At 67.5% G+C, this 20,754-nt stretch carries 14 protein-coding genes and 1 pseudogene; 11 read left to right on the top strand and 4 right to left on the bottom strand.

Going from position 1 to position 20,754, the window contains the following annotated elements:
* Positions 1-8: 8 nt before the first annotated feature.
* The 5 genes from OHA03_RS46535 to OHA03_RS46555 all read left to right on the top strand — a co-directional run bounded on the left by OHA03_RS46535 (position 9) and on the right by OHA03_RS46555 (position 5,122).
* Complete coding sequence (locus OHA03_RS46535; protein WP_267010000.1) at positions 9-197, top strand: hypothetical protein; 189 nt, start codon at positions 9-11, stop codon at positions 195-197.
* A 35-nt stretch (positions 198-232) separates the two neighbouring features.
* Positions 233-649: a TadE/TadG family type IV pilus assembly protein gene (locus OHA03_RS46540; RefSeq protein WP_267010001.1), complete on the top strand. Its 417-nt coding sequence runs from the start codon at positions 233-235 to the stop codon at positions 647-649.
* Complete coding sequence (locus tag OHA03_RS46545) at positions 646-1,104, top strand: TadE/TadG family type IV pilus assembly protein (RefSeq protein WP_267010002.1); 459 nt, start codon at positions 646-648, stop codon at positions 1,102-1,104. The genes OHA03_RS46540 and OHA03_RS46545 overlap by 4 nt, the downstream gene beginning before the upstream one ends.
* 65 nt (positions 1,105-1,169) lie before the next feature.
* Entirely contained in the window at positions 1,170-1,556 is a 387-nt protein-coding gene (locus OHA03_RS46550) for a pilus assembly protein TadG-related protein (protein ID WP_267010003.1), read from the top strand.
* A gap of 8 nt (positions 1,557-1,564) precedes the next feature.
* Positions 1,565-5,122, top strand: coding sequence for a LysM peptidoglycan-binding domain-containing protein (locus OHA03_RS46555; RefSeq protein WP_267010004.1), 3,558 nt, complete (start codon positions 1,565-1,567; stop codon positions 5,120-5,122).
* A 319-nt stretch (positions 5,123-5,441) separates the two neighbouring features.
* Here OHA03_RS46555 and OHA03_RS46560 read toward each other — a convergent pair whose 3' ends face one another.
* Positions 5,442-5,804 (bottom strand): hypothetical protein, encoded by a 363-nt coding sequence (locus tag OHA03_RS46560; RefSeq protein WP_267010005.1) that lies wholly within the window; start codon positions 5,802-5,804, stop codon positions 5,442-5,444.
* 476 nt (positions 5,805-6,280) lie between these two features.
* Between OHA03_RS46560 and OHA03_RS46565 the strand changes: the two genes are divergently transcribed.
* From OHA03_RS46565 to OHA03_RS46585, 5 genes and pseudogenes are all read left to right on the top strand, one after another.
* Positions 6,281-8,380 (top strand): hypothetical protein, encoded by a 2,100-nt coding sequence (locus OHA03_RS46565; protein ID WP_267010006.1) that lies wholly within the window; start codon positions 6,281-6,283, stop codon positions 8,378-8,380.
* Positions 8,377-8,805 (top strand): hypothetical protein, encoded by a 429-nt coding sequence (locus OHA03_RS46570; RefSeq protein ID WP_267010007.1) that lies wholly within the window; start codon positions 8,377-8,379, stop codon positions 8,803-8,805. The genes OHA03_RS46565 and OHA03_RS46570 overlap by 4 nt, the downstream gene beginning before the upstream one ends.
* A 1,094-nt stretch (positions 8,806-9,899) precedes the next feature.
* Entirely contained in the window at positions 9,900-11,558 is a 1,659-nt protein-coding gene (locus OHA03_RS46575) for a helix-turn-helix transcriptional regulator (RefSeq protein WP_267010008.1), read from the top strand.
* Between the two features lie 549 nt (positions 11,559-12,107).
* Positions 12,108-12,311, top strand: a pseudogene (locus tag OHA03_RS46580) (LexA family protein); the annotation flags it as partial.
* 477 nt (positions 12,312-12,788) lie between these two features.
* A complete protein-coding gene (locus OHA03_RS46585) occupies positions 12,789-13,316 on the top strand; it encodes a hypothetical protein (protein WP_267010076.1) in 528 nt (175 codons plus the stop codon).
* On the opposite strand, the gene OHA03_RS46590 is transcribed toward OHA03_RS46585, so the two are convergent.
* On the bottom strand, positions 13,264-14,175 hold the full coding sequence (locus tag OHA03_RS46590; protein WP_267010077.1) for an IS5 family transposase: 912 nt from the start codon (positions 14,173-14,175) through the stop codon (positions 13,264-13,266). The genes OHA03_RS46585 and OHA03_RS46590 overlap by 53 nt on opposite strands.
* A gap of 152 nt (positions 14,176-14,327) precedes the next feature.
* Positions 14,328-18,389 carry a CHAT domain-containing protein gene (locus OHA03_RS46595; RefSeq protein WP_267010009.1) on the bottom strand — a complete coding sequence of 1,354 codons (4,062 nt, stop codon included), beginning with the start codon at positions 18,387-18,389 and terminating at the stop codon, positions 14,328-14,330.
* Between the two features lie 473 nt (positions 18,390-18,862).
* Between OHA03_RS46595 and OHA03_RS46600 the strand changes: the two genes are divergently transcribed.
* On the top strand, positions 18,863-19,831 hold the full coding sequence (locus OHA03_RS46600; protein ID WP_267010010.1) for a hypothetical protein: 969 nt from the start codon (positions 18,863-18,865) through the stop codon (positions 19,829-19,831).
* Here the strand turns inward: OHA03_RS46600 and OHA03_RS48215 are convergent.
* Positions 19,747-20,616 carry a transposase family protein gene (locus OHA03_RS48215; protein WP_354006178.1) on the bottom strand — a complete coding sequence of 290 codons (870 nt, stop codon included), beginning with the start codon at positions 20,614-20,616 and terminating at the stop codon, positions 19,747-19,749. The two genes, OHA03_RS46600 and OHA03_RS48215, sit on opposite strands and share 85 nt — an antisense overlap.
* Positions 20,617-20,754 lie beyond the last annotated feature (138 nt).

A 20,754-nucleotide genomic window follows, 5' to 3' on the forward strand; every position in this document is an offset into this window, starting at 1 on the left:
ACAGACCGATGAACATCGAAGCGCTCACCCTGCTGCTCAAGGCCCACTGGGGACGCCTGAAGACGGCCAGAGACGAAGGCCAGGGCACCACCGAAGTCGCTGTGATCACCGCCGTCGTCATCGTGGTGGCCGCCGGCGTTGCTCTGGCCATCAAGACGAAGGTTGCCGAGAAGGTCGGCATCATCAGCGGCGGCTGAAACAGGACCAGAACGAGGGAGGGGAGGGCAGTGGTGTGAGAACCCGGGGACGGAGCAGCCGTTGGCGAGTATTCGCCAGGGGGCGAGAGGACCGTGGCTTCGCCAGCGTCGAGTTCGCGGTCCTGGCGTTGGTGGTGCTGGGCCTGGTCTTCACCTGCATCCAGGTCGGCTTGTACTTCCATGCCCGCAAGGTCGCCCAGTCAGCCGCACGCCAAGGAGCCGAGGCGGGGCGGGCCTTCGGCTCCAGCGAGGGTGACGGCGTCGCCCAGGCGCAGGCCTTCCTCTCCCGTTTCGGCGGCAGTGTCCGCGGAGCGAGCGTGTCCTCAGCAGGCAGCACCCCCGAGGAGATCCGGATCACCGTGCGCGGCAGCGTCGCCACCCTCGTTCCCGGCCTGAACTTGCACGTCACCCAGTACGCGGACGCCCCCATCGAACGTTGGACGAACCCTTGACCGCCCCCACCCGACGCCAGCGAGCGGCGCGCGTTCTGCGACGAGACCGGGGCAGCTACGCCGTGGAGACCGCGGTCCTCGCCCCAGCGATGATCGCGCTGCTGCTCCTGATGGTGGCGTTCGGCCGGGTGATCGACGCCGACGGTGCCGTGGACTCCGCGGCCCGCGCCGCCGCCCGGGCCGCGTCCCTGGAACGCGACGCCGGCAGCGCGCAGAACAAGGCGCAGGCCGCGGCCGCGCGCAGTCTGGAGGGCGAGGGCATCACGTGCCGTACCTCCAGCGTGACGGTGGACACCGCGGGCTACTCGCTCGATATCGGGGTCGACGCCAGCGTGACGGCAAGCATCGCCTGCACGGCGGACCTGTCCGACATCGGGCTGCCGGGGCTACCCGGCAGCAAGACGCTCCGGGCTTCGTGGACCAGCCCCATCGACACCTTCAGGGGGCGCCAGTGATCCCCGAACTGTGCAGGCGGCTCATCCTTCGACGCACCCCAGACCAAGAGCGAGACCGGGGCTCGATGTCCATCTTCTTCGCCCTCTCCGCCCTCGCCATCCTCATGGTGATGGGACTGCTCGTCGACGGGGGAGGAGCTCTCAACGCCGGCAACCGGGCCACCTCACTCGCCCAGGAAGCAGCCCGCACGGCAGGCCAGCAGCTCGACCCCGCGCAGGCCATCGAGGGCACTGCTATCACCATCGACCCGGACGCCGCCGTCGGCGCCGCCCAGGACTACCTCGCAGCCGCGAACGTCCAAGGAGACGTGCAGATCACCAACGGCGGACAGACCCTGACCGTCACCGTGCACGACACCTACACCACCCACTTCGCCACCTTCGTCGGCATGTCAACGATCAACGTGACCGGCACCGCACAAGCACATCTGCAGACCCAAGCTGGAGGCTGAGCCGCACCATGGCCCACCGCACCCCCGCCCCGCTGCGCGCCATCGGCGTCCTGCTGCGGGCCCTGCTCGGCCTGGCCCTCCTGGTGGCTCTGGTCGGCGGCGTCCCGTACCTGCTGCTCAAGGTGGGCCACCAGCCGACCGAACTCGCCGGCGGCTTCGACCTGATGCAACAGGACGACGGATCCCTGTTCCTGATCGTCCTCACCTGCATCGGCTGGGCGGCCTGGGCCGCGTTCACCTTCTCCGTCCTGGTCGAGATCGTGGCCGTGCTGCGCCGCCGCTCCGCACCTCGCATCAAGGGCCTGGGCGGTCTGCAGTCCTTCGCCGGCTTCCTCGTCGGCGCGATCGTGCTGCTCGCCCCCACCGCGGCATCGGCAGCCACCATGACGCCCGCGGTCGCGGCGACAGCCGTACACACCGTGGGCGAGACCGGTACGAGTGCGACGCCGAGTGGGCAGGCCTCCGCGGCCGCTGAAGAAGCCGACTGGCCGCGCCACACCGTCTCATCCGCCTCAGAGTTGCCGTGGGACCTGGCCGAGGAGTACCTCGGTGACGGGAAGCGGTGGAAAGACATCGCCGCCCTCAACCCGGAGATCCCCCAGCTCGCCGCCGGCGACCAGTACCTGCCCAAGGGTGCGGTCATCAAGCTGCCCGCCGATGCTCGACCCGTCGCCGCCAGCAGTCCCACCCCGCAAGGCGCAAAGACCCCGGTCGCGGACGCTGACCCGGCTACCACCCCGGCCCCCAAGCAGAACCAGGCCGACGCGAAGGAGGAGGCCGACCAGGACGACGACTCCGCAACGAGTGACGCCGGCGAGGCTCGGCCCAAGAGCGTCACGGTCAAGGTGGGCGACAGCCTTTGGTCGATCGCCGACACCTACGGCGACCCCACCCAGTGGCCAGACATCTACGAGGCCAACAAGGGCGAAGAAACGCCGGGCGGCGGCCGCTTCGACAACCCGAGCCTCATCTACCCGGGCCAGGAACTGAACCTGCCGCAAGTCGGCGAGGCCCCGGACAAACACGCCCCCTCCGACAAGGAGAACGACGACCAGAAGGCCCCTGACCACACAGGCCAGACTCCGGATCAGACGGATCAGCATCCAGACGAGCAGCAGGCGCCGCCTGCCGCGACGCCGGCGCCCTCGCGTGCGGCCGAGCCGTCCGCCGACGGCACCAGCACCCCCGCCCCCACGCCGACGCGGAGCGATGCCGGCCGTGAGCAGGCGCCTGCCGCGCAGCAGCAAGAGACCAGCGAACAGACACTCGCACCGGCCGCCCTGTGGATGGGGGCCGGCGCGCTCGCGGCTGCACTGGTCGGCACCCTGGCCACCCGCCGGATCCTGCAGCAGCGCCGCCGCCGACCAGGCCGACGCATCCCCATGCCCCAGGGCCGCGCCGCTGCCACCGAGCAGGGCTTGCGCGCCGCACAACACCCCACCGGATTCGACCTGCTCGGCACCGCGCTACGCTCCCTCGCCCTGAACCTCGCCTCCACTGAACGGGAGCTGCCGGTCATCGAGGCGGTCGTCCTGCACGAGTCGAAGGTCGAGCTGCACCTGGCCGAGGACACCGCGCCGATGAAGCCATTCACCGCCGCGGCCGGCCGTAAGGATCTGTGGACCTGCACGGCGAGCAGCCCGGGCCTGGCCGACGCGGAAGCGCTGAAGGAAGCGGACGCCCCCTACCCGGCGCTGGTCTCGATCGGCTGGGACGCGGCCGGCCGACTCGTCCTGGTCGACCTCGAGCACGTCGGCGTCCTTCACCTGGCCGGCGACGCCGACTTCGCCCGCCACGTCCTGCAGGCCATCGCCGTGGAGCTAGCCAGCACCCCACTGCCGGGACACCTGGAAGTCACCGCCCTCGGCGACACAACACCTGGCCTGGACGACGCGGCACCCGAACGAGTCGCCCGCATCGCCGGCATTGCCGCGGCCACCACCGACATCGCCAGCCACACCGCCGATCAGCGCCGCGCCCTGGCCTCCGTCGGAGCGAGCAGTCTGCGGGCCGCGCGGCTCAGCGACGACGCCGGCGGCGCCTGGACCCCGCACATCCTCCTGGCCGAGGCACTGCCCGACGACGACCACGTCAGGGCGCTCTTTGACGCGCTCACCGAGAAGCCCCAGGCCGCCGGCGCCGTCATCACGTCCAGCACCCACACCGAGGCACCGGCCGAGGCGTGGACGCTGGAGTGCCAGAACCCCGACGCCACGATCCTGCTGCCCGGCTCCAACCTGCCCATCAAACTGCAGGGCCTGAGCGACCCCCACTTCGCCGACGCCATCGAAATGCTGACCCTCGCCGCCAGCGACAGCGACGTCCCCGCCCCCGACTGGACCCGCACAGACCCGGACGACGACAACGCCGAAGAAGACGCTCCCCGCGAGGAAGAGGACGGCCTACCTGCGGAGTATGCCGAGCTCGAAGCGGAAGCCCGGAGCGAAGACGGCGACGCCCCCGGCGAATCCGCAGAAACCGGAGATCCGCAGCACCGGAACGAGGCACCCGCTCCGGCTCCGACGATCGACCTGATCAAGACGGACACGGACGAGAACACTCAGACCGACGACGCAGCGCCCGTCACCGGGCCCTCGCTCGCCGAAGTGCTCGCCGCCGAAGACGACGGCCCCGAACCACACATCCCGACCGTTCCCTCTCCGGCAAGTGGCCTAGCCGACATCGTGCTCGCCCCGGCCACTCCCTGCGCAGCTCCCGCTCCGCCGGCCGTCCACGTCACAATCCCCGCACCAACCACTGAGCCTGAGCCGCCCGCAACCCCAGTCAGCGAACCGGCCGCGACAGACGGCCCGGCCGTCCTCGTTCTCGGCCCCATCAGCATTGAAGGCGCCACCGGGCGCATCGACTCCAACCGCGTACGCACCGCCACCGAGCTCATCACCTACCTCGCACTCAACCCCGGCGTCGACCACCACGCCATCGACGACGCCCTCTGGCCCGGACAGATCGTCAACAAGACCATGCGTAACGCCGTCATCAGCCGCGCCCGCTCCTGGCTCGGCAAGGACCCCGATGCCAACGCCTACTTCCCGCGTGTCCAGGACACAGGTGACAACCGGTACCGCCTCGGGGCTGCCGTCACGTGCGACTGGACCCGATTCCAGCGCTTCGCCCGCACCGGCCTGATCCGCCACGACGAAGACGGCGACCTTGCCCTGCGCCGGGCGCTCGCTCTCGTCCGCGGCCGCCCGTTCACCGGCATCGACCCCCAGCGCTACGCGTGGGCGGAACCGGCGATCCAGGAGATGGTCTCGGCGATCGTGGATGTCGCGCACGAACTTTCCAGCCGCCGCTGCGAGGCCGGCGACTACACCGGCGCACTGTGGTCAGCCCGCCAGGGCCTGCTTGCAGCCGAGGAGAGCGAAATGCTGCACCGGCAGGTCTTCCTCGCCCACCACGCTGCCGGCGACATCGACGCCCTGCGCGCAGCCGCCGCCCGGCTCGCACGCATCAACGAGCAGCTGGGTGGCGGTGTCGACATGGAAGCGCAGACCGCTGAACTCCTCCGCAACCTGCTCCCTCGCACCGTCACCCGGGCCAGGTGAGGGGCGCCAAAACGACGGAAGCGGCTGCCCGCCCACATGCCACCCGCCGTCATCAGGAGCCGCATTCAGACCGCGTGATCATCACGTGCTGCCACTCCGGAAGGCGTGACGAGCTGCGTGCAATTGGGGTTCTGGCGTCCTGCCCGACGCCTCCGTGACACGTTGAGGCGCCCCGGGCAACCTCGCCTCGTTCCATAGCGGGCAGCCCGTTCAGCGAAGCCGCTCCGGATTGAGTCCGGGAACGGCGGCAAGGGCTATCAGACGCACAACTTCTCCGGTTCGTCTCCCGTGACCTGGCAGTATGCCCGGCGGGGTCTGGTCATCCGGTCGGATGACCAGACCCCGCCGGGGCTCTTAAGACGAGGAGCCCTTGCCGGTTCATGGCATTGAGTGGCTCCGTGTCCTTCTCCAGGAAGTCGTTCCGGGCCTTCGAGAGAGCTCGCAGCATCACCGAATAGCGGTCAGGAGCGTCGTGTCGCCACTCCGGGGGTACCTCGAAATAGGCCAGCGCTCCGCCAGACCCATCCACAGAAAACATGCCGCACAACTCGTCGTAGAACGCCGACAGAGCCGTCACGAACTCGGAGTACGTGGCAGTCAGCTCGTTGTTCAGGGAGCCGATCTTGTCCGTCGTGATGCTCTCCCAAGCCGAACTCACGGCCTCCATGAGCTTGACGGACACCGCCATCGGCGAGCTCGGCGGCGGCCCCACCGGAACGGCGGTACCCGGGGCGCGACCCCTTACGCGCTAGGGGTGGCGTTGGCGAGGTCGTCTCGGAGGGCTTGAGCGGTGTGGGAGGTGGGGTGGTCGAGAAGCTTCGACGATCCGTCAGATTCTCGCCCCAGAAGCCCATTTGGTGCCATAGGATCGCGCCAGCATTCGGCTTGTGCCGGCTCTCCACCACCCCTCATGGCCCGTACGGGCAGAGGAAGCGCAATGGTCACCCAGCTCAGCTCCCCGGTTCTCTTCGTCGAGCGGTCTCGGTAGGTCGCGCACCACGCGGTCGGGGAGGCGGACGCGTGTGACAGCCACTCAGATCGTTTTCGGCGTGCGGTGACTGATACAGCGACTCCGGAGATTCTCCACCGGGGTCCGGGCCCTTGCTCTGCCCGGACCGACCGGCCCGGGCCGACTCGCCCACTCCTGGAAGTCTGATCATGACGACCATCAACCTGGCGACCGTCTCCGAGGCGGAGCCTTCCACCCGGACCAACCCGTTCCCGGGTGCCGACACGTACAGCTGGACCCGGGCCTTCTCCGAGGCGCTGGCCCTCGCCACTAGCCTGCCCCCGCTGGTGACCGACGTCATCGCGGCCTACGTGATCCGCCCGAAGCGCTACCTCACCAAGGCGCGGACCGAGACGATCCACCGCCTTCGCCCCGGGGTGATCGTGAAGGACGAGCGGACGGGCCTGCACGTCCTGTCGGTGACCACGCACGGCTTCGCCGGCACCCCGACCGAATACAACGAACGTGTGCGCAGCGCCTTCCACAGCCCGGCCTGGCTCGACGCCGCCCCTGCCCGGGTGCTCCCGAGGCTGACCGCCGGGTCCGGCCCGAACGGCACCACGCTGCCGTTCGTGACGACCGCCGAGCCGGTGGAGCCCACCGTCCTTAACAACCTGCTGGGCATCATGAACGGTGCCCTCACCGATGCCGACAGCAAGCGCGGCTACGACCTCGCCGAGGACATGACGGTCTTCGGCCAGACCAACCGCACCATGCACGTGCCCTTCGTGCGGACGATCACCGAGAACCACCAGGGCGCCCCCGTCATCCGCAGGGTCGTCGACCTGGTGGCGATCAAGGGCAGCAACCGTTCCCGGGCCCGGCTCAAGCTCCACGGTCTGACCGCCCGCAACATCGCCTTCGGCGTCCCGACCGGCATGCTCGACCTGCCGGATCCAAAGCCCGGTCAGCCCACGCCGCCGGAGTACATCGCCGACCCCGTCATCTGGGTCCCCGCCTTCGCGGACACGCTGCGCGACGCGTTCGCCTCCACCAGGCACCGCCTGCACGACACCGCCCAGGCCGCCGCTGAGGTCGCTACCGTCCAGATGCAGATCATCGTCGGGACGGACAACCCCGCCGAGTTCCACAACACGGTCTTCGACCCCAACCGTGCCGACCACCGCCGCCCGCAGCTCGACTATCCGCTCGCGGAGAAATCGACCTCCGACATGCGCGCGGTCCTGCGCGAGGCGAAGGCCTCGGGCCGCATCACCGAGCCCGTCCGGGCCTGGCTCGCCGGCGAGGACAGCGAGCCGGACGCCCTCCCCGGCTCGGTCACCGACGCCCGCGACCGCCGCGACCGGGCGCTGCTCGGCATGGCCTTCCCCAAGGAGCCGGGGCACGACCGCGAGGTGGCCCGGGTCCTCGGTGAGCCCGAGCGGTACTACGACAGCCGGGAGGAGAACGTCACCCTCCGGCTGCGCATGCTCTCCGCCGCCATCGCCGAGGGTTACCGGACCCGGTGGAACCCGCGCCTGCTGGACGGCACGCTCTACTCCAGCTTCATCGCCAAGCGCGGCACCCTCGCGGACCGGCCGGACTGGCGGACCGCGCTGGACCAAGCCGAGGCCGACAAGATGCAGCTGTCCGACTTCCTCGTGACGCGGGGCCTGCACTGGCTCGCCGAACACGGCATGGTCGAGGCCGACCGCGGATCGGCCGACGGCCAGCGGGGACCGGGCCGGCGCGGCGGCGTCAGCGCCCGCAACGCCATGCTGCTGAAGCCCGTGCAGACCATCGCCCTGATGCGCGAGATCGCCCGCGCCAACGACGCCGGCACCCGGCCCCGGCAGATCGATGAGACCGGCGCTCCGGTTGACGGCACCGTCGCCGACCGAATCTGGTTCAGCGTGACCTTCCCGAAGACCGGGCGTGCCAAGAAGAAGGTGGACGACCGCCCCGGCGCGTCGGACAACGCCCCGCCCCAGCAGCCGGAAAAGAGCCCGGAGCAGGTCCTCCTCGATGCCCAGCTGCGCCTGGTGACGAGCCTGTCCAATGAGTTGCCGCAGGCCTTCCTTGCCGCGCTGGCCGTGGCTCGCGAGGCTATCGCCGCCGGCGCGGCGGCCGACAGGCCCGCGCTGGCCGATCCGCCCTCCTACAGCGTGGAGGTGATGGAGCAGGCCCTGACCCGGCTCAAGCGGGACCTGGGTTCGATGCAGGCCTGCTTGGCCGACATGAAGGGCGAGACTGAAGTCACCATCGACTCGGTCACCGAGCAGTTCGCCAACGCCGAGGGCGAGCGGTGAGCCGCTCCGTGCTGCCGGCTGGGCCGGTGCTGACCGCACCGCTCCTGGCCGGCCTGGCGCTCGTCGGCGGCCGCTACCTGCACGCGACCTACCTGCGGCCGCTGCCTTGGGCGGGCCGCGGGCACTTCAACGACCTGGGTGTCCTCACCGGCATCTACCTGGTCACCGACATCGCCGGACGGCTGCGCTGGCTCGGTCAGGCAAGCCGCCTCGACGGTCTGACCGGGCGCCTCGACGGGCACGACCGCGATCCGGCCAAAAGGGCCGTCTTCGCCTGTGTACGAGTCCTGCACCTGGACGACCTGACGCCCACCGAGGCCCTGGATGCCATCGAGGGGCGGTGCGCGGACCTGCTCGGCATCCGGCAGAGCATGAAGCCGCGCCGCTGGCCCCCGGCGACGAACTGGCTTTCCTTCGTCGCCTAACGTGACGGTGGTCGGCACCCACGTAGGTGCCGGCCACCACCCAGTGGTGACCCCGATCCGTCGTCAACCTTCGGGCATGTGGTCAACGACGAGGGTGGCGAACTCCTCGCAGGCGCTCAAGGCCTCGGCGTACTCCTCGCCCGCCAGGCGGACCTCGGCGCCGTAGCCGCGCAACCGGGCCACCTTCACCCGGGCGCGGTTCGGCGGTCTTGATGGCCTCGTGGGTGAGGGGTGGCTCGGGGTTGCTCCCAAGCTGGGGTGACGGGTCATGACCAGGCGATGCGCTGGCCGGTGGTGGTCAGGCGAAGGAGGAACGCGAAGGCGATCCGGCGTCCGTCGGGGTTCGGGCTCGACCGCGTGGAAGCGCCTTCGGCGTCGCCGACCGTGCGAAGGGCTCCCGGTCGGACTCCGGTTCCCACGCTGCCCCCTGGAATGATCGCGGGACCGGTCTGGCTTTGGGGGGGGGTGTGATGGCAGACGGGGGAGAGCAGTACGACGCGAGGTTGGTGTCGCACGACCGGCGAGCGGCTGCGCGTTGTCGGAGGTTCGTACGGGCGGCCTCCTTCTCCGCTCCTTACATCGGCTCTGCCCCTCATCTGGCTTCACGGTCGTTCGGGGGCCTAGCCGGACTGCGGCCTTCTGGGACACCGCGCTCTCGGCGGGTGTGCTGCAGTTGACGCCGACGGTGCCGGTAGGCCCTCCGGTCTCTCCACCACAGGAGCCGGTGCTCCGACTCCTGGGGGAAGATCAGTTGCAGTGCCGTGACCGCCAGAATGAGTCCAAGGCAGACGGCCACGGCCCACCACGGCGCTCCCGCCATGGCTGCGCCCAGACCGCCCACACTGAAGACTGCGGCCGGCACCACGTTCTGTGTGACCGCCACGTACGCTCCCCTCCTTCTCGTCAGTCGGCCGCCCAATGCGGTCCTGAACCCGAGAGTCATGGGGCGGCGGAGGTTGCGGAATGGGGAACAAGGTTCCTGTTGAATCGGGAACAGGTGGCCCAGTCAGGGCACTTCACCGACGTTCCATGCGGGAAAATGCCCTTCCCGTGCTGCTCGGTCTCATCGGTGGCAGCCGTCCGAGAGGAGCAGGATGGACGACGACACGCCGTTCCCGAGGGCTCAAACGCCTCAGGCAGCGGCTTACGCGGCGAAAATGGAGAAGGTGCTGCAGTCGGCCGTCCAGAAGGGGCTCACTCGGACTGATCTTGCCCAGGCATCTCACCTCTCCAAGTCGTCCATCACCCGCTACCTGCAGGGCGAGAACGTCGCGCCAGCCAGCTTTCTGGCGTTCCTCGCTGAGCACTTGAACACCCTGGGCCATGCCCTCTCCCCGCAGGACGTATCGGAGCTGAACGCCCTGCGCCAAGACGCGGAGAAGAACAGCCCGAAGCCGGATACTCGACTGCGGGCGTGGGAAGAGGAGGTCCACCTTCTCAAGAGCGAGCTCACCGAAAGCTCCCGCCTGCACCAAGCCACGGAGGCTAGGCTGGCTGGCTTCGAGGCCCGGTTGCAGACACTCGACGAAGAACTCTCCCGCGCTCTGACCCAGGCCAAGGCTGCTGAGCGGCAGCGCGATGAGCTGAGTGAACGCGTAATTGAACAGAAACGCCAGCTCGGCCACGCACGCGCCTACATTCGTCAGGCGGACAGCGAGCTGGCCGGTAGCGAGGCCAAGGCCAAGGACCTGCAACGCGAGGTTGACGTTCTCCGCAGACAGGTACGACGACTCCAGAAGGAGAGCGCCACTTCCAGTAAGCAGTCCGTTCCCGAAGCAGCAACGCAGGTCAGTGCAGGGGCCACGTCCTCAGCGCCCCGCCTCTCACGGGGAACCCGGGAGCCGCCGACTTCCGCAGGAATCGAGCTGCGGCAGACGCTCAGACGCTGGCGCGAGGAGAGCAACGGGAGCCAGGCCTTCGTCGCCAGGAAGCTGGGGGCCGGGCAACCGACGGTCTCACGATGGGAATCGGGGGCGATACTCCCCGCCGTCGAGACGATCCAGGCGCTCTGGCGGATCCGTACGCAGGCGACCGGAACACCACCGAGCGACGACGCGGAACTCGACCGGGCTCTGGAACTACACCAGCTCGCGGAGACGGAACGCGTCCGCTTCCCCGAGCCCTCGTCACTGGAATCCCTAACGACGACAGCCTCAGCACCTTCACCGACGCCCGCGGAGGCCGGAAAGAAGAGGACTGTGCTCCTCACCGCTTCAGGGGTGGCCCTGGCGGTGTCGTTGCTGGGTTTGATGACCTTCTTGCTCGCGCCGGACTACTCGGGTGGACGCACACCGAACGACCCGAATGCCAGCACTTTCATGCCAGACAACATGCCTGTCAGCGATGGAGAGAAGAAGGCGCTGGCGTGGGCAAAGAAGGAGTTCGGCGTCGGCTGTGACGGATCATGTCATTTGTTTAGCCTGAACCAGGCAGCCGCCTTCGACGCCGACCGATGGGGTATCGGTGCTGCGGACGATGTGGATCTGATCGCGAACCCGAAAGAGGCTCCGTTCTCCTACGGGCTGAAAGCCCTCAACTACGCCGGCCTTCGCATGCTGCCTAACGCGACGGAGGATCTGGACGCGAAGCGGTGTCCCACGGGCCGCAGTGACTATGCGGTCACCGCGAAGGCTGCTGATGGGTCCGAGGTATGTCTTCTCACCGCAGGCGGTACCCGTGTGATGCTCATGCGTATGGGCAAAACCCCCGGTGGTACGGGGCGGCTCTTTATGGCTTCGGTCGCTACCTCGTGAGGCAGTCTCCTCCTGCGGTGCTGGTCCCCGCCTCAGTGTTGCCGGTGGCCAGCACGCCCGGCGAGCGTCGCGCCCATGTTGCACCGCGCACGCGCAACCAGGCGTGTGGGTCGTCGGCTTCCCCGTCTTCCCCACCAGCGGTACCGCCAACCCGACCCTCACCCTGGCCGCCCTGACGCTGCGCACCGCCGACAAGCTCGCCGCTGCCCTGTGACGCCGCCGCGGGGCGTACTACCGCTGGCGGTCCCGGTACGGTCGCCCCATGGGCAATCGGCGTTGGCGACGGCGCAGTGCTGTACAAGGGCGGTCCCTGCGGGCGGCGCGCAGGTCTCCTGTCCGCATGTGGAGCACCGCGCTGGTGTGGCAGCACGTCTACCTACGCGACGTAGTGCTCCACGACCTCCCTGGCGGGATGGCATGCGGCCTCACCAGCCGGGGCCAGAACCCTTAGACGTATGAGTGAACCCGCTGTATCCTCACCGCGAATCGGCACAAAGCCCCTCGGGTTTGTCGCTGCAGTGCGCCAGGATTGTGGGGACCTGTCGGTTTCAGGTGGTGGGTGACAGCATGATCGAGGCGGCCATCTGCTAAGGCGACGTCGTCACCGTGCGCCGCCAAGACTCCGCCGACCACGGCGACATCGTGGCCGCACTCCTGGACAGGGAGGCCACCGTAAAGCGCCTGCGGCGTGAGAATGGCCGGGTCTGGCTCATGCCCCACAATGCCAGCTATCAGCCTTCTCTGGGGGAAGACTGTGGTGCGACGCGGTCCGCGGAGGAACGGTGCAGCTCAGCGGCCGTGCAGAGGAGGATATCGCGTGCAACACGTGTGGTGCTATCGCTGGATCGGGCGAATAACGGCGCAGGGGAGTGTGGACGTCGGTGCCGGGTCACCAGCCGGTACCCTGACGCCGCGAGTTGCCTTGAGCCCGCGAGGCAGACGCAGTGCCAGCAGGCTCTCGCCCCCTGCATAGAACAGCGCGCGTTCAGCTGATCAGTTAGGACTTGAGCCCCGTCCCTGAGGGTGAGAACGTAGCCGTGTGCCACCGGGTCGAAGCCGCCCGCGCAACCATGACAGTCATCGGCTGGCCCCAACCCCACCGTTAGAAGCCGTTGTTGAACCGGATGTGAGCGTTGAGTTCCTGCTGGGCAGGCATGGTTTTGGTCGGGGTGAGGGATGGTCTCGACGTTCTGTTTCCGCTTGATCGTCGAGGGGTGCGCAGTGGCGTCGATGCTGGGGTTGTTGGAGGCGCGGGAAACGGCTGCCCGCGAGCGGGTGGAGGACCTGCGGGAGGAGGCGGCCCGTGCGGCCGCGGCGCTGGAGGCCGCCGAGATCGAGTTGGACCGGCGGGTGATCGCGCGCGAGGAGCTCGTCGACGCTCTGGCCGCATCTGCCGAAGAGGCCACCGTCGTGACGGAGGTCGAGGGCGAGGAAGTGTCCGCTCCTGTGCCGGGGTCCGCGTCAGTGCCGAGAGCGGTCGTGCCGCCCTGGCGGGAGGGGTTGTCGGTGTCGGTGCTTTCGCTGGACAACCAGCGGATCCTGAACGTGCTTCAGGACCGGCCGGGTCACGAGCCGGTGCGGGCCAAGGACATCGCGGCGGCACTGGGTATCGACAACACGGTCGCGGCGAAGGTCGAAGGGGTGCGGTCGAAGGCCAAGCGCCTGGCCGAGCGCGGGTGGTTGCTCCAGGAGGCGTCGGGGGCGTTCAGTGCCGGCCGTCGGCTCGTGGCCGGGCCAGTCGGCGGCTCATCCGCGTGATCATCGAGAACAGGATCATCGCCTCGCTGGTCGCGGTCAGTGTCTCGTAGTCCCGGCACAGACGCCGCGACTGCATCAGCCAGCTCAGAGTGCGCTCCACCACCCACCGTCTCGGCAGTACCACGAACCCCTCCATGTCGTCGGTGCGCTTGACGACTTCAAGGGCGAAGGCGAGTTTCTGCCGGCACCAGTCGACGAGACCGCCGGTGTAGCCGCCATCGGCCCAGACCAGGCACATGTCCCGGTGCAGCCGGCGTAGCCGCTGCAGCAGGGGCACGGCCGCTTCGCGGTCGCCCACGTTCGCGGCGGTGACCGCGACGACCAGGAGCAGGCCGAGGCAGTCTGTGATGATGTGCCGCTTGCGGCCGTTGATCTGCTTGCCGCCGTCGTAGCCGCGTGAGTCGGCGGGCACCGTCGCGGCGGCCTTCACCGACTGCGCGTCGATGATCCCGGCCGTCGGTTCCACCGCGCGGCCCTCGCGCTCGCGAATCCGCCCGCGTAGCCGGTCGTGGAACTCGGTGATCAGTCCGTGCTGCCGCCAGCGGCGGAAGAAGGCGTAGACGCGGTCCCAGTCGGGGAAGTCCGCGGGCATCGACCGCCAGGAGATCCCGCCCGCGACCAGGTAGCGGATCGCATCCAGCATCTGACGGTGGCAGTACCCTTCGGGCTGCCCGCCGCGGCCCTCCAGCCAGGCAGGGGTGGGCAACAACGGCCGTACCGCCGTCCATTCCTCGTCGCTCATGTCCGAGGGATACCGGCGCACCCGGTCCGGGTGATCGGCCGCATTGCCGTACACGTGCGCGAGGCAATCGCACGACACGCCGGGCGAGTTGAAGTCCACGGGCGCAGGCGCGTACACATGTGACAACGGGGCCTCCTTGGGCCGCTCGGTTAGGTTCGCACCCCCGAGCTACCAAGAGGCCCCGCCTTCATGCCCGCACCACCACACGATCACCCGACCAGGAACCTTGTTCGACCTGCACGTTCCATGATCGGTACGACAACGGCTTCTTAGCGGCCGTCTGCCCCAGCTCCATCTCCTACGATGCCTGCACCTGCCGGCCCAAGGTGGACGAAGCCTGCCCAAGCCCATGGGTTGACCGGGTCGCCGCAGTCCGTGTCTGTCCTGGCCGCCAGTCGTTCCCGCATTTCCCGTAGCGTTTCGTGCAGCGCGATGCCCGGATCGGGGGTGTTAGCCAGGTGTCGGTAGAAGGCGGCTGCCGCGTCTGCTGCAATGCGGTCGTCGATCTCCTGTCGGGCTGCGATCACATGCCGGAACCCAACCACGTGAATTGCTGCTGCGAGATGCAGGCTTTCATCTGGATGGGTGGCACTGCCCGTGACTCCGTGGCAGGTTGAGAGGTAGGCCAGTTCGGCTCCGTCTAGCGGCAGCCCCACTAGGTCGGCCATGTGCAAGGGTGCGTCGAAGGCGCTCAGTGCCGCGTCCGTCGGGTCCGTGACGCCGTTGACGCCATGTCCTGCGAAGTGGAAGCGGGAGTGGGTGGGGAGTTCTTGCAGCAGCGTCTCTCGTGTTGCAGAGGGACCGTACAGGTCGGTGACCTCGATGGGGGTGGACCCCAGTACAGCCGCATGCTCCCCCTGCACACCGTGCAGAGTGTCGCTGCGGTTGTACGGGGTCGGCACGGCAACGGCTAGGAGCCGATGTCCGCTACGGGCTGTTCCCCGCTCGTGGGCCTCGGCAAGACTGCGAAGGGTCGGGGCCTCCGAGGAGGCGACCCTATCGATGACAGCCCGGCCTGAACCGTCGTGATGCCCAGTAGCCGCGAGCGGGAATGCGGTGAGCGGGCCTGTGGGGTACCACCACACGCGCCGCCACTCATGGCCCACGACATCGAGCACTGGTCCTGTCAGGGCGTCCCAGCCCCATGCGAGGAGCTCGCCCATCTCATCGATGGCCGTGCGAAACGCAACGACTACCCTCCTGGGTGCCTGCTGGCCGCAGCGGGCTGTCCGGATCAGCTCGCTGCGGGCCGCCTGGGCAGCCCTTACGACCGTGGTCCAGCGTCGAACCTGCTCAGTCACTTCGTCTCCTCGGACGGCGAGGGGCACAGCCTGTATTGCGGATCCGCGGAGAACGATGGCATGGCATTTTTCACTGGTCACGTTGAGCACGACGACAGCGCCCTCTCCGATGACTGCAGCGAGCCGGTCAGGAGACGGCGGGCCCAGGAAGGCGTCGAAGCCGTCCAGGGCGCGGATTCGCGAGATGAGCTGCCGGTGTTCCGCGTTGACGCGAGCGAGTTGCTCGCCCCGTGCCGTGCCGGGAAGAATGGCACCGATCAGTTCATGTGCCTTATTCCGAACGGTAAGTAGTTCTTCGGCAAGCCCGGGATCGACAGCTTTCAGTCGTTCGAGATCACTAACGTGGCTTGTGAGCTGTCCCCATAGAAGTCCGCGCCCCCGTTCCAACAGCTCCACTCCGCGAGCGGGGTCGTCCAGCCGGAGAGTCCACTCTGCAGCTCTGCAGGAGAATCCGTCCCAGTCGCGTGCCACGTCCACTCGGTCGGCCAGAGTCATGCCGTGCCAGTCGATCTGCTGCAGCAAATCGAAGGCGAACTCGGCGCCGGCGATCGCACTGTGTGTATCGCCCGCCGCCGCATGGACCGTCGCCCAGTTTTGGGCCGCTAGGCCGCGTGTGTGGACAAGGGAGGGTTGGTGACGTCGCGCCTCATCGAACGCGGAAAGCACCTCGTCGAGGGTGTACTCGCTCGGCCGTTTCGCGTGCGCGGCCAGCAGTACATTGCCCAGGCTGTTGAGGTACTGGGCCCGATAAGGCTGATCCGCTGAGCAAGTGCGGACAGCCGCCCTGGCCTGTGCGACAGCGCGGGTGAGATCCGCGGGATCGCCAGCAATACGGTGGCGCTCAATTAGCAACGAGCTGAGGGTGCCCAGTCGGCGGGCCCGCTCGACATGCCGGAAGGGAGTCGCCTTGACAGCCCTATCTGTGTGCGTCAGCGCTTCCGTCAAATGGGCCAGCTCACCACTCAGTTCGTACAGGTCATGCAGATAACTCGCCAGGTTGTCCCAACGCGTTGCCGCACCCACCTCATCAGGAATGGTCAACCGGACACACTCACGCAGGCATTCGACTGCCCGTTCCAGATCGGCGCTCTCACGGTGGCGACTGAACAGCTTCCAGTAGGTGCCGCCCAGATTGTTGAGCACTGCCGCGTGTAGCTGGCGGTAATTTGTCGACAGTTCTGCCGCTTCGGTATGTGCGTCCAAGGATGCCCGTATATCCGTTAGATCCCGGTTGTGCTCGTACCGACGCCCGAGCGACAGCCCGAGCCTATTAAGTGCAATGGCTCGGTCGTGACGTTCCCGTGCGTCCCGTGCGGCGGCGGCACCACGTCGGACAGCTTCCTGGATGTCAGCCAAGACACCACGCTGCTCGAAACGCAACCGCAGCAGTTGCGAGAGCCTTGAATCAATGTGTACACGTTCGGGCGTGCCGGCTTGGGCCGCCGCGGCACCGGCTCGGGCGTACGCTGTGGCACGATCCAAAAGCGCGGCCTCATCCGTTCGCTGAGCTTCGTGCTCCCACAGGTAAGCCAGTACCGCGTTCATTTCGCAGTACAGGTCATGTTTCGGCGTGATTTCCTTCACCGCATCCTCTGCCAGGCGGATGCCCTCGGCTAAGAACATTGGGTTTCCGGAACTGACGTACGCGTCTCCGAGATGGGCAGCATCCGTTGCAGCCGTCCTGAACTGGTCTTGGGACCCGACTTTGGCGTGGAACTTAGCCCGGCGGATGACGGCTGCTTCGAGTTTCTGAAGGTTGTCCTGGATGCCTAGGTCATCGGGCAAATCTGTTGCGGCGGCGCGCAGCAGTTCGAGTCCTTCAACTCGGTCTGACGGATCTCCACAGTGCTCGAACCGTGTGGCAAGTGCGACGCCTAAACCGGCGTTCGCGCGCGCCCGGTCCGGGTGCCCCTCCGGGAACGCCTCCCTTGCACGGCGGGAAATATCCACATACTGGTCAAGTAATTCAGGGACCGCTTCGATCACGAGGCGGTCATACAACAGGAAAGCCTGAGTCCCCAGGTAGTACCCGTATTCAGGGTCGTCGCCGTGCCGTTCGAGCAGGGCGTACCCCTTGGCGATTGCCACGTCGAGGTCAGCAGCGGTGCGGCAGACGAGGCATGTGATAGCCAGCGTGCGCCATACTTTCTCGGTGGCTTGCCACCGGGCGGCATCCGTGCTGCGCAGCTCAGCTGCCTCCATGAAGCAGTCCACGGCACGCCAGAGCAGCGCCGGGTCGCGGCGAACTAGCGCCAGGTCATGCAGGGAGGCGCCCAGATTGTCCAGGAACGTCAGGCGCCGAGATCCACTCTCGGGCCCCGCAGCAAGGGCGCGTGCATGGTTGTTCACCGACTCCACCAGCAGGTTCACGTCGTGCGTGGCCTCGTACAGGAAGTAGGTCGTGGTGCCAAGCCCGTCAACGTTTGTCGGATCTGGGCCAGGATCCGAATCGTCCGCAACAACGGGATCGGCCGCTTCCCGAAGGCACTCGACGGCGTCCATCAGATAGCTGATGTCATCACTGAACTTGTACCGGTCAAAGAGCAGCTGTCCAGCCGTCGCATGCACGCGACGCCGTAGGGAATGATCGCCAGTTGTCCGGCTGATCAACGTCAGTACTTCGTGGACGACTGCTGAAAAGATGGGGTCCTGGGCCAAATGGTGCGCGTTGATCAAGAGAAGTGCGCACCAATTTTCCGCCGTAAAGGACAACGTGTTCTTGCCCATTGGGGGAAGCTCTGCGGCTTGGTCTGGCCGGTGATCCTCCAGGAGGATGGACAGAAGGCCTGCGACGGGCAGGTCACTGCTTGAGAGGTTGATCAGGCCCGTCGTGCCCCGGTGGTAGTAGAGCCAGCAGACGTTCAGCAGCGCCCTGGCGTCGAACGATCCTTGCCTGAGGCAGGCGGCCACCGTGCGCATCACGCCCAAAGACTCAACGAGCGCTTCGGGGGTGTCGATCAGCGTACGGTCCTGGCTCTGCCCGTACACCTCTAACCGGTCCGAAAGCGCGGCTACCATCACATCCGACATCGATCCATTCCTCCCTTGGATGGAGCAAGCGTGCCAGACGTGAGCAGGCCTCAGCAGACTTACCGCCATCTCGTCGACACCATGGATTCTCAACCTGTCGGTGCTCCCGTAGCGGCCCTCAGCGAGGATCCCAGCTTGCGTACGGCAACTGAGCGCGCCCAGCATGCCGCAGGGCAACTTCAGGCCATCTTTGACGCATTTCCCGCGCTCACCTCGCTCACTGTGTATGTCCAGGACTCCCGCATCGGCGTAGCCACCCGCGGTGACTATCCGCCGGAGGACTCCCAGGACGTCGGCCAGGAACATGACGGTTCTTGGTCCCGCAGCGACGGCGACCGGTCGATCTTGCCGGGAGCCTCACGTCACTACAGGGCTTTCCGCTACTCCTGTGCTCACTGCCCCCGCACGGTCTACAGTCCAGCTCCCGCCCCGCCCGCCTGCCCGAGCTGCGGCAACCCCACGAGCGAGGACTCATGAAGCTCTCGGCCCTGGTGGGCGCCGCTGGCGGTGTACTTGGCAAACGATTCCTGCTCGTTTCGTACCTGCCGACGATGGGATGCGCCCTGTTCCTCCTGGTACTCCTATGGGCCGGCGTGCCTGGAGCAGCACTGGACTTCGACCGGACCTGGCAGACGGCCGCGACCCTCGGCGTTGGCGAGATCCTGGGGCTCTGGCTGGTGGTCACTTTGGTCGCTGTCGTCACCCACCCGCTGCAACTGCGCTTGGTCCGCCTCCTGGAAGGCGAATGGCCAACACTACTCAGTCCGCTGCGCAGACTCGCGGTCCACCACCAGGAATCCCTGCGTCGGAGGCTTGGGGACCGCATGGTCGCGATCGGTGATCCGCCGTCGCCAGCCGAGGTGAACCGCGTGGGAGCCGCATACGCCCGGTGGAGCACTCTTTACCCGCCGGCAGAGCTCACGGCTTCCCCCACCGCCCTCGGCAACTCCCTCGCCGCCATGGAGTACTACGCCGGGTTCAGCCACGGGCTGGATGTGGTGGTCACCTGGCCGCGGCTCTACCCACTGATCGAGGGGGCTTCCAAGGAGGCCGTGGACACGCACCGCGACGCCTTGGACGCTGCGTGCCGCTTCTCGGTCACGGCCGCTGTCACCGCCATGACAGCCGTCGGCCTGCTGTGGCAATCAGGATGGTGGCTCCTGCTGCCCTTGATCCCGGCAGCTCTGTCCCGGCTCTCATACCGTGGCGCCGTCCAAGCGGCCATGGCTTACGGGGCCTCCATCGACGCGGCTATCGACACCTACCGCTTCGCCCTGTACGACAAGCTCTGCCTGCCTCGCCCGAAGACCCCGCACGAAGAACGGGCCCTCAACGACACCCTGTGCACACACTGGCGTCAACGGGTCCCGTTGCCTGACGCCCTCGCGTACTCCCATCCACAGCCGGAATCGAGGCCGGAGACAGCTACGGGCTCTGTATGAGGCCCTCCCAACTGCCGACGGACCGACTGGCAGTCAGAGGCTGGGCGATCAAGCACCAGCCAGCACACGGCAGGCCGAAGGCCTCCAGCCGACGAGCCAAGTCCTTGAGGATCAGGACGACTTCGCGTACCAGGTAGTCGGCATCGCCCGAACCTCACGGCGGTCCAGGAGTGGATGAACGCCCTCCAACGGTGAGCACTATCCACGCTGATTGAGTGCCTGATGCGAATGATCACCGTCTGCTCCAGCTCGCGGTTGCGCCGACGGAGCCGACCCAGTTCTTCCCGCTCGGCGCTGGTCAGCGCCCCGGAACTGCCCTGACCTCGGTCGATGGCGTCCTGCTTCACCCAACCTCGCAGGCCTTCGGGACTGACCCCGAGGTCGCGGGCGACCTCGGTCACTGTCTTGTCTGACGAGCGGGCCAACGCGATGGCATGCAACAACTCACGCAGTCCCGTGCTGGCCTGGCGGTAACGCTCACTGATACCAGCGATCTGCTCAACGAACGTCCGGCGCTCGCACTCGGCGTTGTCACAGAAGAACCGGCGAACCGTCAGCAGAATGACCGTCGACCGGCCAGCAACAGGCCGATCGGAAATCCTCCGTTCGTAACGGCTATGCACACGGCTCGCCCGGACCCCGCAGGCGAAGCATGAGCGCTGAAGTGTTCGACTGAAAGCTCGCACTACGACCAAGCGGTCGTCCGCGGTGAAGTCCTCCACCACTACACCGCCCACACCTGGGAACAGCAGCTCTTCGATCGATCGTGCAGTGACCCCCACCACCCGGAGCTGCCCTGGAGGAACGATCCGTCATTCAAGCCGCTCGAACCTCGTTCACGGAAGTGCGGACAGAACCGAGATCAGGAAGCGCCATCATGCCCGGATCAGTTCGTGGTTGGTCGGGTGGCCCGAGGGAATCTC

Origin of the sequence: Streptomyces sp. NBC_00154 (assembly GCF_026342835.1) — a bacterium.
Classification (GTDB): Bacteria; Actinomycetota; Actinomycetes; order Streptomycetales; family Streptomycetaceae; genus Streptomyces.

Excerpts from the sequence above, each read along its gene's own strand:
- OHA03_RS46575 (WP_267010008.1), top strand. The coding sequence starts at position 9,900 with ATGGACGACGACACGCCGTTCCCGAGGGCTCAAACGCCTCAGGCAGCG.
- OHA03_RS46600 (WP_267010010.1), top strand. The coding sequence starts at position 18,863 with ATGAAGCTCTCGGCCCTGGTGGGCGCCGCTGGCGGTGTACTTGGCAAA.
- OHA03_RS46550 (WP_267010003.1), top strand. The coding sequence starts at position 1,170 with ATGTCCATCTTCTTCGCCCTCTCCGCCCTCGCCATCCTCATGGTGATG.
- OHA03_RS46565 (WP_267010006.1), top strand. The coding sequence starts at position 6,281 with ATGACGACCATCAACCTGGCGACCGTCTCCGAGGCGGAGCCTTCCACC.
- OHA03_RS46535 (WP_267010000.1), top strand. The coding sequence starts at position 9 with ATGAACATCGAAGCGCTCACCCTGCTGCTCAAGGCCCACTGGGGACGC.
- OHA03_RS46555 (WP_267010004.1), top strand. The coding sequence starts at position 1,565 with ATGGCCCACCGCACCCCCGCCCCGCTGCGCGCCATCGGCGTCCTGCTG.
- OHA03_RS46585 (WP_267010076.1), top strand. The coding sequence starts at position 12,789 with ATGCTGGGGTTGTTGGAGGCGCGGGAAACGGCTGCCCGCGAGCGGGTG.
- OHA03_RS46595 (WP_267010009.1), bottom strand. The coding sequence starts at position 18,389 with ATGTCGGATGTGATGGTAGCCGCGCTTTCGGACCGGTTAGAGGTGTAC.